The organism is Nocardia sp. NPDC002869 (assembly GCF_046764065.1).
Lineage (GTDB): Bacteria > Actinomycetota > Actinomycetes > Mycobacteriales > Mycobacteriaceae > Nocardia > Nocardia rhamnosiphila.
Map to the genome: position 1 here is coordinate 1 of NZ_JBKOOL010000146.1, position 14,771 is coordinate 14,771.

Sequence of the window (14,771 nt, forward strand, 5' to 3'; positions counted from 1 at the left end):
TCCCCCCGCTTCTTCCGATCGGGTCCTGAGCCGGTAGCGGTTGGGGTACCGGGGCCGGCGCGGGTCGGGTGGAAACCCGTTATATACCCCTCCCGCCCGGGCCCGGGTGGGCGGTTCGGGGCGCGGCGTCCGTTCGACGTCCGAGTTGACCGGGTGCATTCGGACATCGGGAATCGGTCACCGTGTCTTCGACGAGGTTGTGAGTATTCACAGCGGGGAACAAGATATAACTGTCGATCCCGCAATGGGCAGTACGTTTGCCGGCAAGGGGCTGATAAACGTGAAAAACTCGTCATTTCATATTGCCGATTCGCTCCCGGACCGGCTGTCCGGCATGTAAGCATGTGGCTGGTCTTGGCAGTGAGCAGGTTCGAGGTATCGGGTTGGCCGGGTCGCGGGCGCTGATCGCGCGCATTGTGGCGGTGTTCGCGCTGTTGGTCTGCGCTGTCATCGCGCTGCGCGGACATATCCCGGGCATGCCGGACAGCAGCGGTTCGGCGGGCAACGCGCCCTCGGCCCTCACCGTGGCGTTGATGCCGGTGCTGCTCACCGTCTCGGTCGTGGTGTTGCTGGCCGGCGTGATCGCCTCCCAGCATCGGCTCCCGCTGGCCCTGCCCGACCTCGACTCCGATACCGAGTCGCACTGGCGGCTGGGCCGCCTCGGTCTGGCCGTGCTGTTCCTGCTGGCCCTCGTCGGTGTGCTCGCGGCGATCGTGTTCGCCGTCTACTTCATCGGGTTCCAGCGCGTCGCCGAACCGGTTCCGGCCGCGCCGCCCGGTTCTCCCGCCCCACCGCACCCCGCGACGCCGCCCGGGACCCAGGAGGATCAACCGGTCCTGACCGGAACCGGGTTGTTCCTGGCCACGGCGGCCGCGGGCACGCTGGTGGCGGTGGCCGTGACCGGTCTGGCCGTCGTCACCGTCAACACCCAGCGGCGCGAACGAGCCGAGGAACCCGACGACGGATCGCCGGCCGCCGGGGACCTGCCCACCACCGATACCGACACCCTGGTCAAAGCCGCCGAGATGGGGTTGGCCGCTATGAGCGCGGCCGGTCGGGATCCGCGCGCCGCGATCATCGCCTGTTATCTGGCGATGGAACGCGGCCTGGTCTACGCACGCGGTCTGGCCCCGCTGGCCTCCGACACACCCATGGAAGTGCTGGCGCGCGCCTTCGAGCACGGTGCGCTGCACGAGGCCTCCGCCCGGGAACTGGTCGCGCTGTTCGAGGAGGCGCGATTCAGCCCGCATTCCATGCTGTCCTGGCAGCGGATGCGGGCCGAACAGTTGTTACGCGTAGCGCTGTCCGACCTGCAGAGCACCCCGGACCCGGCCGTATCGGCCGCCCCGGATCCCGGCGGCTATCCACCCGCCCTACCGCCGCATGCCGGTGTGCCGAGCGGGGTGGGGCCGAGATGAGCAGGCCCTGGATCGTCGTGGCCGCAATTGTCGCGGTCGCGGTTCTCGAGGTGGCCGCGAGCCTGCGGGCCCGGGAATTCGTACTGATCGCGGCCGGGGTGCCGGTCGCGATCGCACTGTGCTGCTTCGTCTGGGTGCTGCTGCGCCCGGAGAAGAGAGAAAAGGAACTCGCCGACGAGATGGAGAACGGGCCCGCCGAAATGCTGCGCCACTGGCATGCCCGGGCCGAAATGCTCGTCGACCGCGCCGACGGTAGCCGCGCCGACTGGGATCGGCATCTGCGGCCGCTGCTGGCCAAGGAGTTCCAGCTGTCCGCGGGTGTGCGGGTCAGCAAGAACCGGCGGGCGCTGGAAAGCGCCGGGATCCATCTGTTCGGCGCCGAACTGTGGCGCTGGGTGGACCCGGCCGATTCGGCGCTACGTGACCAGAACACGCCCGCGCCGGGCCGCGCGGCTCTGGACGAGATCCTGAGCCGCCTTCAGAGAATGTGAAACGGGTCGACCCATTGCGAGAAAACACATGACGATGCCCTTGGACGCGACCGTCCAACGCACCGAAGCCGTGCTCCGGGAGGTTTCCCGGGTGGTGGTCGGCAAACGCGAAGAGCTACAGCTCATCATGATCGCGATCCTGTCCGGCGGGCATGTGCTCATCGAGGATCTGCCCGGACTGGGCAAAACATTGATCGCGCGGTCGTTCGCGGCCGCCCTCGGCCTGGACTTCACCCGGGTGCAGTTCACCCCCGACCTGCTGCCCGCGGACCTGCTCGGCTCCACGATCTACGACATGTCCACCGGACGTTTCACGTTCCGCCGCGGTCCGGTGTTCACGCATATGCTGCTCGCCGACGAGGTGAACCGCACTCCGCCGAAAACCCAGGCGGCGCTGCTGGAGGCGATGGCCGAGGGCCAGGTCAGCATCGACGGTGAGACCTTCCCGCTGCCCCAGCCGTTCATCGTGCTCGCCACCGACAACCCCATCGAATACGAGGGCACCTATCCGCTGCCCGAAGCGCAGCTGGACCGGTTCGCCATCCAGTTGCGCCTGGGCTACCTGTCCGAGCAGGACGAGACCCAGATGATCCGCCGCCGTCTCGAACGCGGCGCGGCAGAGCCCCGGGTGAACCAGGTGATCGACGCGAAGGGCCTGCTGGAGATGCGGAACGCGGTGGAGTTCGTCTCGGTGCACCCGGACGTGGTGGGCTATGTGGTGGCGCTGGCGAGCGCTACCCGGGCCCATGCACAGGTCGAGGTCGGCGCGAGTCCGCGCTCGGAACTGGATCTCGTGCAGATGGCCCGCGCCCGGGCCCTGCTGAACGGCCGTGACTTCGTGGTCCCCGAAGATGTGAAGGCCCTGGCGATCCCGGCCATTGCGCACCGGATCACCCTGCGGCCGGAGATGTGGGTGCGGCGCATCCGCGGCGAGGATGTGATCAGCGAACTGCTGCGCCGCCTGCCGGTTCCCCGCGCCGCCACGCCATGAGACATCGCGACGCCAGTGCCACGGTGGAGGCCCGCCTGCGCTGGCGTCCGGCCCCGCTGACCTACCTGCTCGCCATCGCCTCGGCCGTCGCGCTGCTGGTCGCGGTGGTGGCGGGGAGCTGGCAGCTGGTCGTGTTCGCCTCGCCCATGCTCGGTGTGCTGGCCGGCGCGCCCTGGCAGGTATCGCGTACCCGGATCCAGGTGGACGGCGGCGGTACCCAGCGGTGTTTCGAGAACGAGGAGGTCACGGTCACCATCGCCGCCTTCGTCGATCAGGGGCAGGCGCTGCTGCGCTGTAGACCGGTCGCGGTCGACGGGATGACGGTGACGGTGGAGGAGTCCGCGGATTCGGGGACGGCGCCGGCGGGGCTGCGGTTGACCGTGTCGGCGGCGCGCTGGGGTCGGTACCCGATAAAAGTGCGGGTGAAGGCGTTGAGCCCGGCCGGGATGGCACTGGCCACCGTGACCCTGCCGGCCGGGGAGATCTACGTCTACCCGATCACCGATCCGCAGCGGATGCGCTTGCCGCGCACCGAACTTCCCGAACGGCTCGGCGTGCACCTCACGCGCCGGCACGGTCCGGGCGTGGAATACGCCGATATCCGCGCCTACGCCCCCGGCGACCAGTTGCGCATCGTGAACTGGCCGGTGAGCGCCCGCCGCGGCCGCCTGTACGTGACCGAACGCCTGACCAACCGTTCCGCCGACGTCGTCGTCCTGGTGGACACCTCCCAGCAGGCGCCCGGGCCCGCCAGCGACGCGCTGGAACTGTCGGTGCGCGGGGCCGCACAGGTGGTGCAGTCCACGCTGCAGGCCGGCGACCGCACCGCTGTCGTCTGCCTGGGGCAGTCGCCGCGCTGGCTGCGTCCCGATATCGGCCGCCGGCAGTTCTATCGCATCGTCGACACCGTGCTCGATGTCGGCGACGAGTACATCCCCACCACCGGCACCCTGGCGCCCTACGCCGCGGTCCCGCTCGGCGCGGTCATCGTCGCGTTCACCACCCTGCTGGACACTCAGTTCGCTCTCGCACTGATCGACCTGCGTAAACGGGGACATGTGGTGGTGGCGGTGGATGTGTTGCGCGGCAGTCCGTTCGCCGGCGATCTGGACCCCACCATGGAGAAGATGTGGCAGCTCGAACGGATGTCGATGTACCGCGATATGAGCACGGTGGGGGTGGATATCGTCCCGTGGGCCGCTGACACCCGCCTCGACCAGACCATGCGCCTGCTGCCCCAGCGCCGCCGGAGGATCCGGGTACGCCGATGATCAAATTCCTGGCGCATCTGTCCGGCACGCTGCTGGTGCTGCTGGTCGCCCTGATCCAGCCGTGGGCGGCCCCGGCCGCGATCGTGCTGGTGGTGGTCGGCTGGTGGTGGCGCTGGGCGGCGGTCGGCGCTGTTCTGCTGGTGATCGGGGTCCTCGCGCTCTCCGACACCGGCCTGGTCGCGGCGGCCGCGGCAGGGCTGGTGGCCACCGCCTATCTGTTGAACATCGCGACCGTCACGGCGCCGCGCGGGGTCGTTCCGACCACCCTGCCATCGGTCGTGGGGGCGGTCCTGTGGACGGCGGCGGCCGGGTCGGCCGCGCTGCTTCCGATCGAATTGGTGTGGGCGCCGGTGGTCGCTCCGGTGCTGGTGATCCTGTTGTCCTCGATCCTCACCCACAGCATCACCACGGCGCGCCGACGGCCGCCTGCGGTGTCGGCGGCGGAGGCGGGTGATCAACCGGCAGCTCGCGCTGATCGGTGAGACTGTCGGCCAAGCTGTTCCAGGCGTCGAGGTACTGCCGGTGCACCAGGACGCGATATGTGGGTTTCGTGGGTGGTCGTCCACCGGGCGCGCGGGCGGCTACGAACGGCCGATACGCTCCGGGCTGCGGGTTGCGTTCAGACGTCATCGCTCGGATGCGGAGCGTCGACCTCGACGTAATCGGACTCTGCGACCGGCCCGGTGTGCACGGCTCGGCGCAGCGGATCCCGCATCACCGCGGCGGTGGTCGCCCACGCGTGCAGGACCTCTCGGAGCGGATTGGGATCTTCGGAAGTCACAGTGAGCACTACGGCATTTCGGATCTCGGCGAGCGCTTCGGCTCGATCGTCGGGATCGAATTCCGCCAGCCAGGCCAGTCCGCCCAGTTCCACCGGGGTGGGGACATCGGTGCGCGCGAGCACCGCCTCGGCGGAGAACAGCTGGGTAATGGTGGCAGCGGCTTCCTTGAGCGCGGCGATGCGCTGCGCTTCGAACATCACGAGCACCGACCCGTCGGTGTCGCGTAACGACGCCGACGACCGTTTCGCCTCATCTAGGAACTCGCGGCGCCGGGATCCCGCCAGATCGCTGACCTGGAACATCGTCATGCCACAATAGTAGCGAAATTATGCCATGACGTTGTATCGGAATCGGTGTTCACAGGATCGGCGGATGGGGACCGCGATCGATCACCTCGACCCCCACCCATGGGCACGGCCCGGCATGCGGGCCGATCCGGCCCTGCACCAGGCGGACGATCTCCCGGCAGCCGCTGCCCGGGCAACCGACCGAGCGGATCACCCCGTTCGGCCGGCAGTCCACGCGCAGGACGATCCGCAACTGCCTGGTTGTGATGGTGGGTCCGCACCCGCAACCGGGCACGGAATCCACCAGCCGCACACCGATCCACGGACAGATACCCGAGACGTTGCGCTCGTGATCACCGATGTGCCCGTCCACGACCGGCGCCCCTTCGAGGCAGAAGAGGTATTCCGGACATCGCACCCGGCGATGGGGCCGTGTGCTGTGCGTCCAGTCCAGCAGCCCGGCCGTGATCCACGGGACCGCATGGTCGGCACATTGCGGCCACACCGGACCGCCGTCAGCGAGCACGGCCGTGGGTTGCCCGGTACCGGGCGATTATCCGATCGATATCGCGCTGCGGGTGGAACTCGTCCGAGTACTCGGGTGCACGCAGCCCGGCAGCGACCCGTTCCAGCAATGCTCGATCGGTGCCGTGATCAGCGTGCCAGAGCGACCGGGCCACCGCGATGGCTTGATTGCTGATGGACCCTCTGATCGGTAGGGCCGAACCCGTTTCGTTCGGATGCTCTTTCATGGGGCTCTCCTCGGACTCGATTCGTCTCGCGTCTTGCCTGTTTCGAGGGAACTCGCAGCCCGGTGGGGACGGAAGGTAGCAAGTCGCCGAAAGGTGGGTTGCCCTACAGGGCACTGGGTCAGAATGAACCCATGAGCAGGAGGGGAATTCGATGACCGGCCGCAGCGTGGCACCGGCCGCGGGCCGGGCGGCTCTGGCCGATGAATTGGCTCGCGAGATCAAAAGACTCAGAACAGAAGCGGGTATGAGTCAGCGAGTACTCGCCGGCAGGGTCGGCTACTCGCGGCAATACGTTTCGATGGCGGAGTGGGAGGACGGCAATCTGCCGTCCCGGGAGCTGATAGTGGCAATCGACGCGATACTGAATGCAGGTGGGCGTCTGGTGCAGCTCCGGCAGCGCGCCTCGAACCTGCGGGCTCAGCGCAATCGGCCGAGAGGTCGAACACCGTCTACGGGCGAAGGAGAAGAGCAAACGAACCGGCGAGATGCGCTCCGTACGGTCGGCGTCGGCATTGTCGCCGGTACCGGGTTGCAGGATCTTGTGCTCAATGCCGCACAGGATTCATCGAGTCTGAGTGGATCGCTGAACCGCCCCGCGGTGGAAGTGACGACGATCGAGAGTGCCGCCGCTGACCTGAGACGCGTAGCTACGGATTATGTGCTGAACCCGGATCTCGGCAACGTACTTCTCGAGCTGATCTCCATTCGTGACATATTGGCTGCTCAGTTGAAATATGCTGTCCGGCCGGCCGAGATGAGTGAACTGTACGTTCTGATGGCCGCGACGTGTGCGCTTCTGGGGTCCGTCTCACACGATCTCGCTGAACCGAAAGCTGCTGTAATCCAGACACGCAGCGCGGTACGCTTCGCTGAGCTTGCCGGGCACAGATCATTGATCACCTGGTCGTACTGCACATGGGCCATGATTCATTCGTGGTGGGGTACATCGAAGGACGTACTCGATGTGATCGACAGGATTGAAGATCCGTACGGGTTGTCCGCGGTCCGCCTGTCCGGCTTCGCGGCGCGTGCCTATGCCGAGATCGGGGATAAGCACGCGGCGCACGAAGCGATCGGAAGATCTTGCGACGAGCATTCGAGGTCTGCGGACGCCGGAGTCCTGGCCGAATTCGGGGCCACATTCTCGTTCTCACCGGCTCGTCGGCATTACTACAACTCGATGGTCCATGCGGACCTTGGAGAATGGTCGAGAGCATTGAGCGAAGCTGACCGAACGTTCGGTATGTATGCCCCGGCGCGGGCTGATACCTGGCCGGCCACGCTCGCTCTCGCCGAGATCAACTCGGCTCGGTCACTGCTCCACCTGGAAGGCCCGGATGCCGCGCTTCATTGTTTGCGACGCGTGCTCGAGACGCCGCGTGGTCAGCGGATCCCTCAAGTGATGGTGGGCATCGAGCGCATATGGAACGACCTTTGTGCAGGTTGGTCCAGAGATGCGTCGGCCAATGCGTTGGGTGACGCTATCCGAGAGTACAAATCGGCCGGCAGGGAGGTTGTGTGATGGCCGAGGACGCATTTGTGATGAGAGCTCATCGGCTACTCGCACCTCGGATTGCATACTTGATCGGTACGTCGACGCCCGAGTGCGGGCCCAACCTGATCCCTGTCTCCAACGTGACTTCGGTTTCGACAGACCCACAACATGTAGCTGTCGCCGTATTCAAGAAGTGGGATACGTTTCGCGCGATGATGACCTCGGCGGGCTTTACCCTGAGTGTCCCGGTATCGAGTCAATTGGATGCTGTCTGGAAACTGGGTGCCAAGTACTCGCGCTTTCCAGTCGGCTCAACCGCGGAGAAGCTGCGAGCGAGTGGGATCGATTGGGATCTCGAGATGTCCGGCTACGGCCCGGTCGTTACATCCGGCATCGGTTGGATGAGTTGCCGGATCATCGCGCGTATCGACTTGGCCGGTGACCACGCGACCTTCGTCGGTGAGGTCCAGGCGGCCTGGTTCAACCCCGAGTTCTTACACTCGGACGGCACGCCTGTCGCTTCCGTGCATCCGGTCATGCAGCAGACCGGAAACCGGTTCACCACGGCAGGGTACGAAATGTGGACGATGGATTACTTCCGAGAGTAGACGGCGATTCCGGTGAGCCGTCTCTGCGCTCGTCATGGTGTGTAAATCCGTTCAGACGCGGTCTATCGTTGCCAACCAGGCCGGTGCGCCGTGGTCGTGGAATCGGGTTTCGATCCGGTCCGGTACGACTGCGGCGATACTCCATCCGCTGGTGGGGGTGAAGGCCGCGTTCAGTTCCTCGAGGCCCACCGGATGTGGGCCGAGGTCTGGGCCTTCGTCGCTGAAACACAATATGTACAGCGTCGCGCCGGGGTCGGTCACCGATGCCAGGCTCGCGATGTACGGGTGGCGCTCCTCCGCGTCGAAGGTATGGAACAGGCCGCAGTCCAGCACAGTGTCGAATTTGCGCTCGATCCTGCTCAATTCGAGCGCGTCGGCGGCGACGAATTCGGCGTCGATTTCCCGGTCGGCCGCCTTTGCCCGGGCGGTTTCCAGGGCTGTCTCCGCCACGTCGGCACCGAGTACCGGCAGACCCAGCGCGGCGACGTGCAGCGCGTTCTCCCCGGTCCCGCAGCCCGCGTCGAGTACCGATCCGGTAAAACCGCCTTCGGCGGCCACGCGCACCACGGCGGGTTGCGGGCGGCCGGTATCCCATGGGGCGGGGCCGTCCCGGTAGGAGGCGTCCCACGGCAGCCCGGTACTGCGCTCATGGCTGGTGGGTCGTCTGCCGCCGAGCGGATCGTGGGCGCCGTCTCCCCGCTGTCCGGGCAATGCCGTCACCTCCCTGTCCAGGGCCCCTTCACCACATGGTGGCACGGCCGGCGGCGAATACCGAGGATCGACCGGCACCTGTCGGACCTCTCCTGTTCAATGCGTGGTGTGGACACTGTGGACTTCGCGCGGGTCGTGGCGGAATTCGGTGCCGGCTCAGCGCTGCTCGTCGAATCGGGGACCTCGGCCGCCGCGCACGTCCCCGCGGACTGGGCCCCGATCGCCGGTGCCCATGACTCCCGCGCCCGGTGTGCGGCCGCAGTGGCGCTGTGGAATCTCGATATGTTCGAGCTGGTGCCCCGGTTCGGTGCGGTCTTGGCCGAATGTCTCGACGATGTGCGGGTCTGTCTGCTGCGTGGTGATTGGGTGTTGCTGTACGCGCTGCGGAAACCGTTCCAGCCGCACGAGTTCCGTATCGGCTGGGATCCGGCGACATTCGGGGCCGAGGTGCCCCGCCACTGGGATGCGCTGCCGGAGCAGCTGCGGGTTTTCCTCGGTATGGTCCATGCCGGATTCACCGACCTCGACGGTATCTCCTTCGGCCCCACCCGCCCGCGCGATATGCAGACCTACGACGAGCTCGGCCTGGCCGAATCGGTGCGGAACCGGGATGCCGACGAACGAATCCCCGGGGACCGGGCGATGTTGATCGCCAAGGGGCTGGGCGATACCAATTACTTCACCTCCCCGGATCTGCCCGATCACACGGTCGGCTGGGAGTACGGCGGCGATATGGAGCGGCCCATGAATTTCGGCCGCACCCTCGACGACCTGATGGGCTACGGTTTCCAGCTGGAACGCGACCTCCCACCCGAACCTGCCGCGCCCGTCACGCCGGACGAACTCCGGCAGCGGGTCGCCGCCCTGTCGACCGTGCGAGCGGCACGAGCGGTCATGTGGAACCGCGAACTCACCGAGGACGCCGCGCGCGCCCGCATCCGCGAAATCGTCACCGAACTGCTCGACGCGCTCGGCGGCCGGCTCGGCGCCCGGCCCCAGGATGGTCCCGACGGGGAGACGATCCTGCCGTGCGACGACGACGCCGGAAACCTCTACGAGGTCGATCGGCTCGAAGCCCGCTATTTCCTCGATCCGCCGCCCCCGGACCGGCCGCGGGCCTATCTGCCGTTGATCCTGCGGATCTGGGAGCAACTGGGCTGGAAGGTCACCATGTCCACCGGGGCCGACGGTATCTTCGGCGAGGCCCGGACCGCGGACTGGTACGAACTCGCGCTCTCTCATCGCGACGACCGGATCCTACGTCTGGCCGTGGCCTCGCCGGGCTTCCAGCGGCTCCCCTGAGGCCGCGGCACGGGCTCACCGGGAGTGTCGCTGCGACGGGTTCGGTCGCGACCGGTCGGCCCGCCAGATGCGCAGTGGTTCTGCGGTCAGCACCTCGCCGTGGCCCACACAGACAATATCGGCGTCGAACCGGGCCAGCCGGAACGTCGCCGCCTCGACGGCGGCGCTGTCGAGGTTGAACACTCCGGGCATGGTGACACCGCGGACGTTCGCCAGTGTGTCACCGGTGAACAGCACTCGATGGTGTGGCAGGTGCAGCGCGATACTGCCCGCCGTATGGCCCGGAATCTCGACTACCTCCGCGCCGCCGCCGAACTCGAGAATGTCGCCGTCGCGCAGTTCGCGGTGGGCCGTCAACTTGTCCGCAGCCGAACGGCATCGCCTCGTCCACGATTTCGTCGACGAAACCTTCGGCGCGGTCGACGCGAACCCCGCTGTCGTGGAATTGCTGCGATCGAGCATGCCGGACCTACCGGCCGAGCCCACCACCGAACAGGTCACCGCGTGGATGGACCTGGTGGCACTGGTGCGGGACGAGACCTTCCGCGCCGCGGTGCGCCGGATGGCCGAATACCAGGCGAAGGAACGAGCCGCGGGCGACGACACCGGACTGCACCATGAGCTCACGGAAGCCGTGTGCGATGAGGTGACCGCGGCGCTGGAAGCAGGTATCGACCCGGGCACGGCCGCGGCCTCCCCGATAGTCGATCGGCTGGCCGGGCGCTGTGCCGAGACCTTCGGCAGGCCGGACGACGGTGTACTCCGGGGCTGGATCCTGGAAAGGCTGGAGGTGGCCGATGATCCCCGGGTCGCCCGGTACTGGCAGTTGGTGTCCGCGGTCAACGGGTGGCGGGCGCCGCCGGATCTGGGACCGGTGTTTGCTTGGTTCGTTCGTGCGCTTCGTGAATCCGTGCGGCGGGATTGAGTACTCCGCGTCCGTGGGGGCCGTGCGGAGAGACGCCGTCGGGTCCCGCCGCCGGCGTCGCCGTGTTTCACACGGATATCGTGTATATTCGACCTGAATATCTAGTATATATGAATATCTAGTATATATAAGGGGTAGCAGTGTCGAAACTACTGATCGAAGTCGATGACGAAGCGCTGGCGGAAGCGCAGCGTCTGCTGGGAACGGGAACCAAGAAGGATACGGTCAATGCGGCATTGATCGAGGTCTCCAGACGGCTCAAGCGGGTCCAGGCCCTCAACGCACTCGGTGAGATGGCGGAGCAGGGAGATTTCGACATTCTGCTCGACAAGGGCGCCTACCGTCGGTGATCAGCTACCTGATCGACACATCGGCCGCAGTCCGGGTCCTGCGTGACCCTGTTGTCCGTAAGACCTGGCACGAAGCGCTCGCCGCCGGAGTGGTCGCGATCTGCGACCCCGTAGAACTGGAACTCCTCTTCACGGCGCAATCGCTGGCCGACCGATTGCATAAGAAAGAGCTTCTCACCGCGTTGTTCGGCTGGGTGGTGACCCCGGACAACGTGTGGGCGCGCGCCCATCGAGTGCAACAACTACTTACCGAACAGGGGAGTCACCGCAATGCGGGTGTGGTCGACCTGGTGGTTGCGGCAACAGCGGAGGCGAACAGGCTCACTGTGCTGCACTACGACCGTGACTTCGAGACGGTCGCCGCGGCGTCCGGTCAGCCCACTCAGTGGATCGCCGCACCGGGAACGATCAGCTGAAGCCCTGGGGCGGACCGGCGATGCCTTGGTGGGGGACGGTCTGATTCGCTGGGTGCGCGGCGAGATGATCTCCGGCCCCCTGTCCTGGTGATCCCGTCGCGCCTCCCGAAACCTGCGCGACTACCGCACTAGCATGCTGGCCGTCGGTCGACGCTGTGCGCGGTCCGGGATGACGGCGCAGCGGCCATTCAGCCTCCGGAAGCAGGTTCATGAAAACTGTGCTCGCCGTGCTCGCCCGATTCGCTGTGGTATCGCTGGGCTGCGTAGCCGCGGCGCTGCCGCTCGGTGTCGCCCGTGCCGAGCCCGCGCCGGCGAATCCTGTTCTGGTCATCGGTGGTTTCGACGCCGACCGGGGCATTCTGGAGAATCTGCGCGCGGAACTGGCCGACCGCGGTTACCGGGCCTACTCCATGGTGCTGCCCGCGGTGCCCGCCGGGTCCTCGGGGACCGAGGGAATCGCGGATTCGGCGGCAGTGGTCGCCGGCAAGGTCGCCGAGATCCGGCGGACCACCGGTGCCCGGCGGGTGGATCTGGTCGGGCACTCCATGGGCGGGCTGGCGCAGCGGCACTATGTGAAGTTCCTCGGCGGCAGCGATTCGGTGGGAACCTATCTCGACTTCGGCACCCCGAACTACGGTCAGCCGCTCGGGTTTCTCTGCGCGCCGCTCTTTCCCGGATGTCGTGACATAGCCCCGGACTCGGAGTTCCTACAGCAACTGAACACTCCGCCGGCGCTGCCGCCCGGTCTCCCGGCCTATCACCTCTACTCGGAGAACGAGGGGCCCGAACGCCTGCACCTGCCGGGTGCGGTGAACGCCAGCGTCCAGCAGTTCTGTTCCGGCCGCCATGTCATACATCGCGACGAACCGAAGGACGCGGCGTTCCAGGATCTGATCGATTCGGCGCTGCGGGGCGGGCCGCTCGCCACGGACTGCCCGCGGCAGTTCTTCCTCAGTTCGCGGTAGCCCGTTGCGGTGGTGGATCGCTCGACCGGAACACCGGATCACGCCCCGGTCCAGGCAGGGTCCCGGCCGATGAATGCCATCAACCGGTCCTGTGGAGACGCGTCCGGGGCGACGGGGACGGCGGTGCCGAATTGGCCGCTGTCACGCAGCATCTGCTCCACCGGCTCCATATCGGCCAAGGCGGCCGCGCAACGGTCCTGGTCCAGGTCTGGTTCGCGGCCGAGGGCTTTGGCCAGATCCCAGGAATGCATCCAGATATCCGGGGTGTAGAACTCGTCGATGGCCTCGTCCACCAGGCGCTGCCCGAAGTGCGGGTTGCTCAGAACCCGCCCCGCGGGGTTATCGAGTATTGCCTGTATATCGGTGACGTGCCGTTTCCACGCGGCCACCGGGTCCGCGGCGACGTCCAGGGGCGAGAGATCGATATCGGCGCCGCCGAGCAGCCCCCGGGACCACTCGACCAGATGCGCGACGATATCCAGAGCCGTCCACTCCGCGACCGGGCTCGGGCGCGACCAGTCACCGGGCCCGGCGGATTCGACGAGTTCGGTGAACCGGGCCGCCTCGGATGCGTGCCGATCGGCCGGGCCGGTGGGTGCCGCCGCCATCAGGAACGCTCCGCGAGCAGATCGTCGAGCTTGGCGTAGCCCTCCTCCACCCCGACAGTCATCCCGCCGGCCAGCATGCCGTCACGGATTTCGAAACTCTCGACCACGCTCAGGACCCGCAGCCGGGTGCGTCCGCCCGGCAGGCGTTCGAAGGTCACCTTTTCCAGTGCGACGCCGTCGGGTTCGCCCTCGTAGGTGAAAGTCCAGACGATGCGCTCGTCGGGCCGGATCTCGTGGAAGCTGCCGAAGAAAGTGGCGATTTCGACGCCGTCCCGGTCGTTGGCGAAGGCCCAGGCTCCGCCGGTGCGGGCGTCCCAGGCGGTGATCCGGGTGGCGATGTCGCGCGGTCCGACCCATTGCGCGTAGAGCTCGGGGTCGACGTGGGTGCGGAAGACCTGCTCCGGGGCGGCGTCGAACTCCCGGATGATCTCTATGGTCGGGACCTTCTCGTCCGCGATGATCTCGGTGGTGGTCATGATGCGTCCTTCTCTCGGGGGTCGTCGGTATCGGTCATGCGGTTCAGCAGGGCGTCGAGGCGCTGATAGCGCTCCTCGGCCTTCAGCCGGTAGCGCTCGATCCACTTGGTCATCAGGCCGAACACCTCCGCGTTCAGGTGAACGGGCCGGCGCTGGGCCTCCCGGCTTCTGGTGACCAGACCGGCCTCCTCCAGGACTTTCACATGCTTGGAGATCGCCTGAAGGCTCATGTCGTACGGTTCGGCCAGCTCGCCCACGGAGGCGTCGGCATCGGCAAGCCGGGCGACGAGATTGCGCCGGGTCGGGTCGGCCAGTGCCGCGAACACTCGGTTGAGCTGTTCGGTGTCCTCGTTCACTATGGTTCCTCAACTACTTGGTTGAATAAGACCATAGCGCGTCGGGCCGCGTTATTCAACCATGTGGTTGAGGAAGGCTCTCACCTCGGCCCGAAGACCTCGGGACGCCGAGTCCGGTGTGGGAGATGCTCGGATATCGATCGGCGGGTTCGCGGCTGTCGGTACACCGCGGGCTGGACCTCCGGCCTCGCCGTTACCGCAGCAGGGACCCGACCCTCCCTGACAAGTCGGGGTCAGGCAGCATCACCGAGTTGCCAGATCCTGGGAAACCGGAGCGGTCTGCCCGGCCCGGCCGATGCCTTAGCGGTGGAGGGATGCAGAGCAGTGCAGGCGGCCCCACCTACACCCCGCGTAGCTGATCTTCCTCACCCAGCAGCGGGTCGCGCGCGGCACCCGGTTTCGAAAGCGCCGATATCAAGTACATCGTCGCCGGCATGCTGATCGGGATGGCGGCCGAGCACCGCTACACCGACGAGTTACGCGGCAGCGCGGGCGGCGGCCTTCTCGTGCACCGGTATGCCCGGCACCGCGTCTATACGCGGCTTGCTCACCCACACTGTGTGGGTG

General features: G+C 66.9%; 20 protein-coding genes. 12 read left to right on the plus strand and 8 right to left on the minus strand.

Annotated features, from left to right (window positions below):
* Nucleotides 1-383: 383 nt before the first annotated feature.
* From ACLML9_RS22475 to ACLML9_RS22495, 5 genes are read left to right on the plus strand one after another with little or no spacing between them, the layout of a single operon-like run.
* Nucleotides 384-1,418, plus strand: coding sequence for a DUF4129 domain-containing protein (locus tag ACLML9_RS22475; protein ID WP_411947377.1), 1,035 nt, complete (start codon nucleotides 384-386; stop codon nucleotides 1,416-1,418).
* Entirely contained in the window at nucleotides 1,415-1,909 is a 495-nt protein-coding gene (locus ACLML9_RS22480) for a hypothetical protein (protein WP_411947378.1), read from the plus strand. The genes ACLML9_RS22475 and ACLML9_RS22480 overlap by 4 nt, the downstream gene beginning before the upstream one ends.
* A gap of 28 nt (nucleotides 1,910-1,937) precedes the next feature.
* A complete protein-coding gene (locus ACLML9_RS22485) occupies nucleotides 1,938-2,900 on the plus strand; it encodes an AAA family ATPase (RefSeq protein ID WP_411947379.1) in 963 nt (320 codons plus the stop codon).
* Nucleotides 2,897-4,171: a DUF58 domain-containing protein gene (locus tag ACLML9_RS22490; RefSeq protein WP_411947380.1), complete on the plus strand. Its 1,275-nt coding sequence runs from the start codon at nucleotides 2,897-2,899 to the stop codon at nucleotides 4,169-4,171. The genes ACLML9_RS22485 and ACLML9_RS22490 overlap by 4 nt, the downstream gene beginning before the upstream one ends.
* The gene (locus tag ACLML9_RS22495) at nucleotides 4,168-4,653 is read left to right on the plus strand and encodes a hypothetical protein (RefSeq protein ID WP_411947381.1); all 486 of its coding nucleotides are present in this window, start codon (nucleotides 4,168-4,170) and stop codon (nucleotides 4,651-4,653) included. The genes ACLML9_RS22490 and ACLML9_RS22495 overlap by 4 nt, the downstream gene beginning before the upstream one ends.
* 137 nt (nucleotides 4,654-4,790) lie before the next feature.
* Here ACLML9_RS22495 and ACLML9_RS22500 read toward each other — a convergent pair whose 3' ends face one another.
* The 3 genes from ACLML9_RS22500 to ACLML9_RS22510 form a co-directional block, all read right to left on the minus strand.
* Entirely contained in the window at nucleotides 4,791-5,261 is a 471-nt protein-coding gene (locus tag ACLML9_RS22500) for a hypothetical protein (RefSeq protein WP_411947382.1), read from the minus strand.
* A 49-nt stretch (nucleotides 5,262-5,310) separates the two neighbouring features.
* A complete protein-coding gene (locus tag ACLML9_RS22505) occupies nucleotides 5,311-5,613 on the minus strand; it encodes a hypothetical protein (protein WP_411947383.1) in 303 nt (100 codons plus the stop codon).
* 142 nt (nucleotides 5,614-5,755) lie between these two features.
* Nucleotides 5,756-5,992, minus strand: coding sequence for a hypothetical protein (locus tag ACLML9_RS22510; protein ID WP_411947384.1), 237 nt, complete (start codon nucleotides 5,990-5,992; stop codon nucleotides 5,756-5,758).
* A gap of 151 nt (nucleotides 5,993-6,143) precedes the next feature.
* Between ACLML9_RS22510 and ACLML9_RS22515 the strand changes: the two genes are divergently transcribed.
* Both ACLML9_RS22515 and ACLML9_RS22520 read left to right on the plus strand, forming a co-directional pair.
* Nucleotides 6,144-7,514: a helix-turn-helix transcriptional regulator gene (locus tag ACLML9_RS22515; protein ID WP_411947385.1), complete on the plus strand. Its 1,371-nt coding sequence runs from the start codon at nucleotides 6,144-6,146 to the stop codon at nucleotides 7,512-7,514.
* Nucleotides 7,514-8,095 (plus strand): flavin reductase family protein, encoded by a 582-nt coding sequence (locus ACLML9_RS22520; RefSeq protein ID WP_411947386.1) that lies wholly within the window; start codon nucleotides 7,514-7,516, stop codon nucleotides 8,093-8,095. Before ACLML9_RS22515 ends, ACLML9_RS22520 begins: the two co-directional genes overlap by 1 nt.
* A gap of 51 nt (nucleotides 8,096-8,146) precedes the next feature.
* Here the strand turns inward: ACLML9_RS22520 and ACLML9_RS22525 are convergent, their stop codons facing one another.
* The gene (locus ACLML9_RS22525) at nucleotides 8,147-8,806 is read right to left on the minus strand and encodes a class I SAM-dependent methyltransferase (RefSeq protein WP_411947387.1); all 660 of its coding nucleotides are present in this window, start codon (nucleotides 8,804-8,806) and stop codon (nucleotides 8,147-8,149) included.
* A 108-nt stretch (nucleotides 8,807-8,914) separates the two neighbouring features.
* On the opposite strand from ACLML9_RS22525, the gene ACLML9_RS22530 reads away from it, so the two are divergent.
* Nucleotides 8,915-10,108, plus strand: a complete 1,194-nt coding sequence (locus tag ACLML9_RS22530; protein WP_411947388.1) for a hypothetical protein — start codon at nucleotides 8,915-8,917, stop codon at nucleotides 10,106-10,108.
* A 15-nt stretch (nucleotides 10,109-10,123) separates the two neighbouring features.
* On the opposite strand, the gene ACLML9_RS22535 is transcribed toward ACLML9_RS22530, so the two are convergent.
* Nucleotides 10,124-10,465, minus strand: a complete 342-nt coding sequence (locus ACLML9_RS22535; RefSeq protein ID WP_411947389.1) for an MBL fold metallo-hydrolase — start codon at nucleotides 10,463-10,465, stop codon at nucleotides 10,124-10,126.
* Between the two features lies 1 nt (nucleotide 10,466).
* Between ACLML9_RS22535 and ACLML9_RS22540 the strand changes: the two genes are divergently transcribed.
* The 4 genes from ACLML9_RS22540 (at nucleotide 10,467) to ACLML9_RS22555 (ending at nucleotide 12,764) form a co-directional block, all read left to right on the plus strand.
* A complete protein-coding gene (locus ACLML9_RS22540; RefSeq protein WP_411947390.1) occupies nucleotides 10,467-11,033 on the plus strand; it encodes a hypothetical protein in 567 nt (188 codons plus the stop codon).
* A gap of 140 nt (nucleotides 11,034-11,173) precedes the next feature.
* On the plus strand, nucleotides 11,174-11,383 hold the full coding sequence (locus ACLML9_RS22545) for a type II toxin-antitoxin system VapB family antitoxin (RefSeq protein WP_411947391.1): 210 nt from the start codon (nucleotides 11,174-11,176) through the stop codon (nucleotides 11,381-11,383).
* Nucleotides 11,380-11,799, plus strand: a complete 420-nt coding sequence (locus tag ACLML9_RS22550) for a PIN domain nuclease (RefSeq protein ID WP_411947392.1) — start codon at nucleotides 11,380-11,382, stop codon at nucleotides 11,797-11,799. Before ACLML9_RS22545 ends, ACLML9_RS22550 begins: the two co-directional genes overlap by 4 nt.
* A gap of 209 nt (nucleotides 11,800-12,008) precedes the next feature.
* Nucleotides 12,009-12,764 (plus strand): esterase/lipase family protein, encoded by a 756-nt coding sequence (locus ACLML9_RS22555; RefSeq protein WP_411947393.1) that lies wholly within the window; start codon nucleotides 12,009-12,011, stop codon nucleotides 12,762-12,764.
* Between the two features lie 38 nt (nucleotides 12,765-12,802).
* Here ACLML9_RS22555 and ACLML9_RS22560 read toward each other — a convergent pair whose 3' ends face one another.
* Genes ACLML9_RS22560 through ACLML9_RS22570 form a run of 3 tightly spaced genes read right to left on the minus strand, consistent with a single transcriptional unit; the run spans nucleotide 12,803 to nucleotide 14,204 of the window.
* Complete coding sequence (locus ACLML9_RS22560; RefSeq protein ID WP_411947394.1) at nucleotides 12,803-13,372, minus strand: TIGR03086 family metal-binding protein; 570 nt, start codon at nucleotides 13,370-13,372, stop codon at nucleotides 12,803-12,805.
* The gene (locus ACLML9_RS22565; protein ID WP_411947395.1) at nucleotides 13,372-13,848 is read right to left on the minus strand and encodes an SRPBCC family protein; all 477 of its coding nucleotides are present in this window, start codon (nucleotides 13,846-13,848) and stop codon (nucleotides 13,372-13,374) included. The genes ACLML9_RS22560 and ACLML9_RS22565 overlap by 1 nt, the downstream gene beginning before the upstream one ends.
* A complete protein-coding gene (locus tag ACLML9_RS22570) occupies nucleotides 13,845-14,204 on the minus strand; it encodes an ArsR/SmtB family transcription factor (RefSeq protein ID WP_411947396.1) in 360 nt (119 codons plus the stop codon). The genes ACLML9_RS22565 and ACLML9_RS22570 overlap by 4 nt, the downstream gene beginning before the upstream one ends.
* Between the last annotated feature and the right edge of the window lie 567 nt (nucleotides 14,205-14,771).

Coding starts and splice junctions, on each gene's coding strand:
- ACLML9_RS22480 (WP_411947378.1), top strand. CDS start 1,415: ATGAGCAGGCCCTGGATCGTCGTGGCCGCAATTGTCGCGGTCGCGGTT.
- ACLML9_RS22485 (WP_411947379.1), top strand. CDS start 1,938: ATGACGATGCCCTTGGACGCGACCGTCCAACGCACCGAAGCCGTGCTC.
- ACLML9_RS22490 (WP_411947380.1), top strand. CDS start 2,897: ATGAGACATCGCGACGCCAGTGCCACGGTGGAGGCCCGCCTGCGCTGG.
- ACLML9_RS22495 (WP_411947381.1), top strand. CDS start 4,168: ATGATCAAATTCCTGGCGCATCTGTCCGGCACGCTGCTGGTGCTGCTG.
- ACLML9_RS22500 (WP_411947382.1), bottom strand. CDS start 5,261: ATGACGATGTTCCAGGTCAGCGATCTGGCGGGATCCCGGCGCCGCGAG.
- ACLML9_RS22510 (WP_411947384.1), bottom strand. CDS start 5,992: ATGAAAGAGCATCCGAACGAAACGGGTTCGGCCCTACCGATCAGAGGG.
- ACLML9_RS22515 (WP_411947385.1), top strand. CDS start 6,144: ATGACCGGCCGCAGCGTGGCACCGGCCGCGGGCCGGGCGGCTCTGGCC.
- ACLML9_RS22520 (WP_411947386.1), top strand. CDS start 7,514: ATGGCCGAGGACGCATTTGTGATGAGAGCTCATCGGCTACTCGCACCT.
- ACLML9_RS22555 (WP_411947393.1), top strand. CDS start 12,009: ATGAAAACTGTGCTCGCCGTGCTCGCCCGATTCGCTGTGGTATCGCTG.
- ACLML9_RS22560 (WP_411947394.1), bottom strand. CDS start 13,372: ATGGCGGCGGCACCCACCGGCCCGGCCGATCGGCACGCATCCGAGGCG.
- ACLML9_RS22565 (WP_411947395.1), bottom strand. CDS start 13,848: ATGACCACCACCGAGATCATCGCGGACGAGAAGGTCCCGACCATAGAG.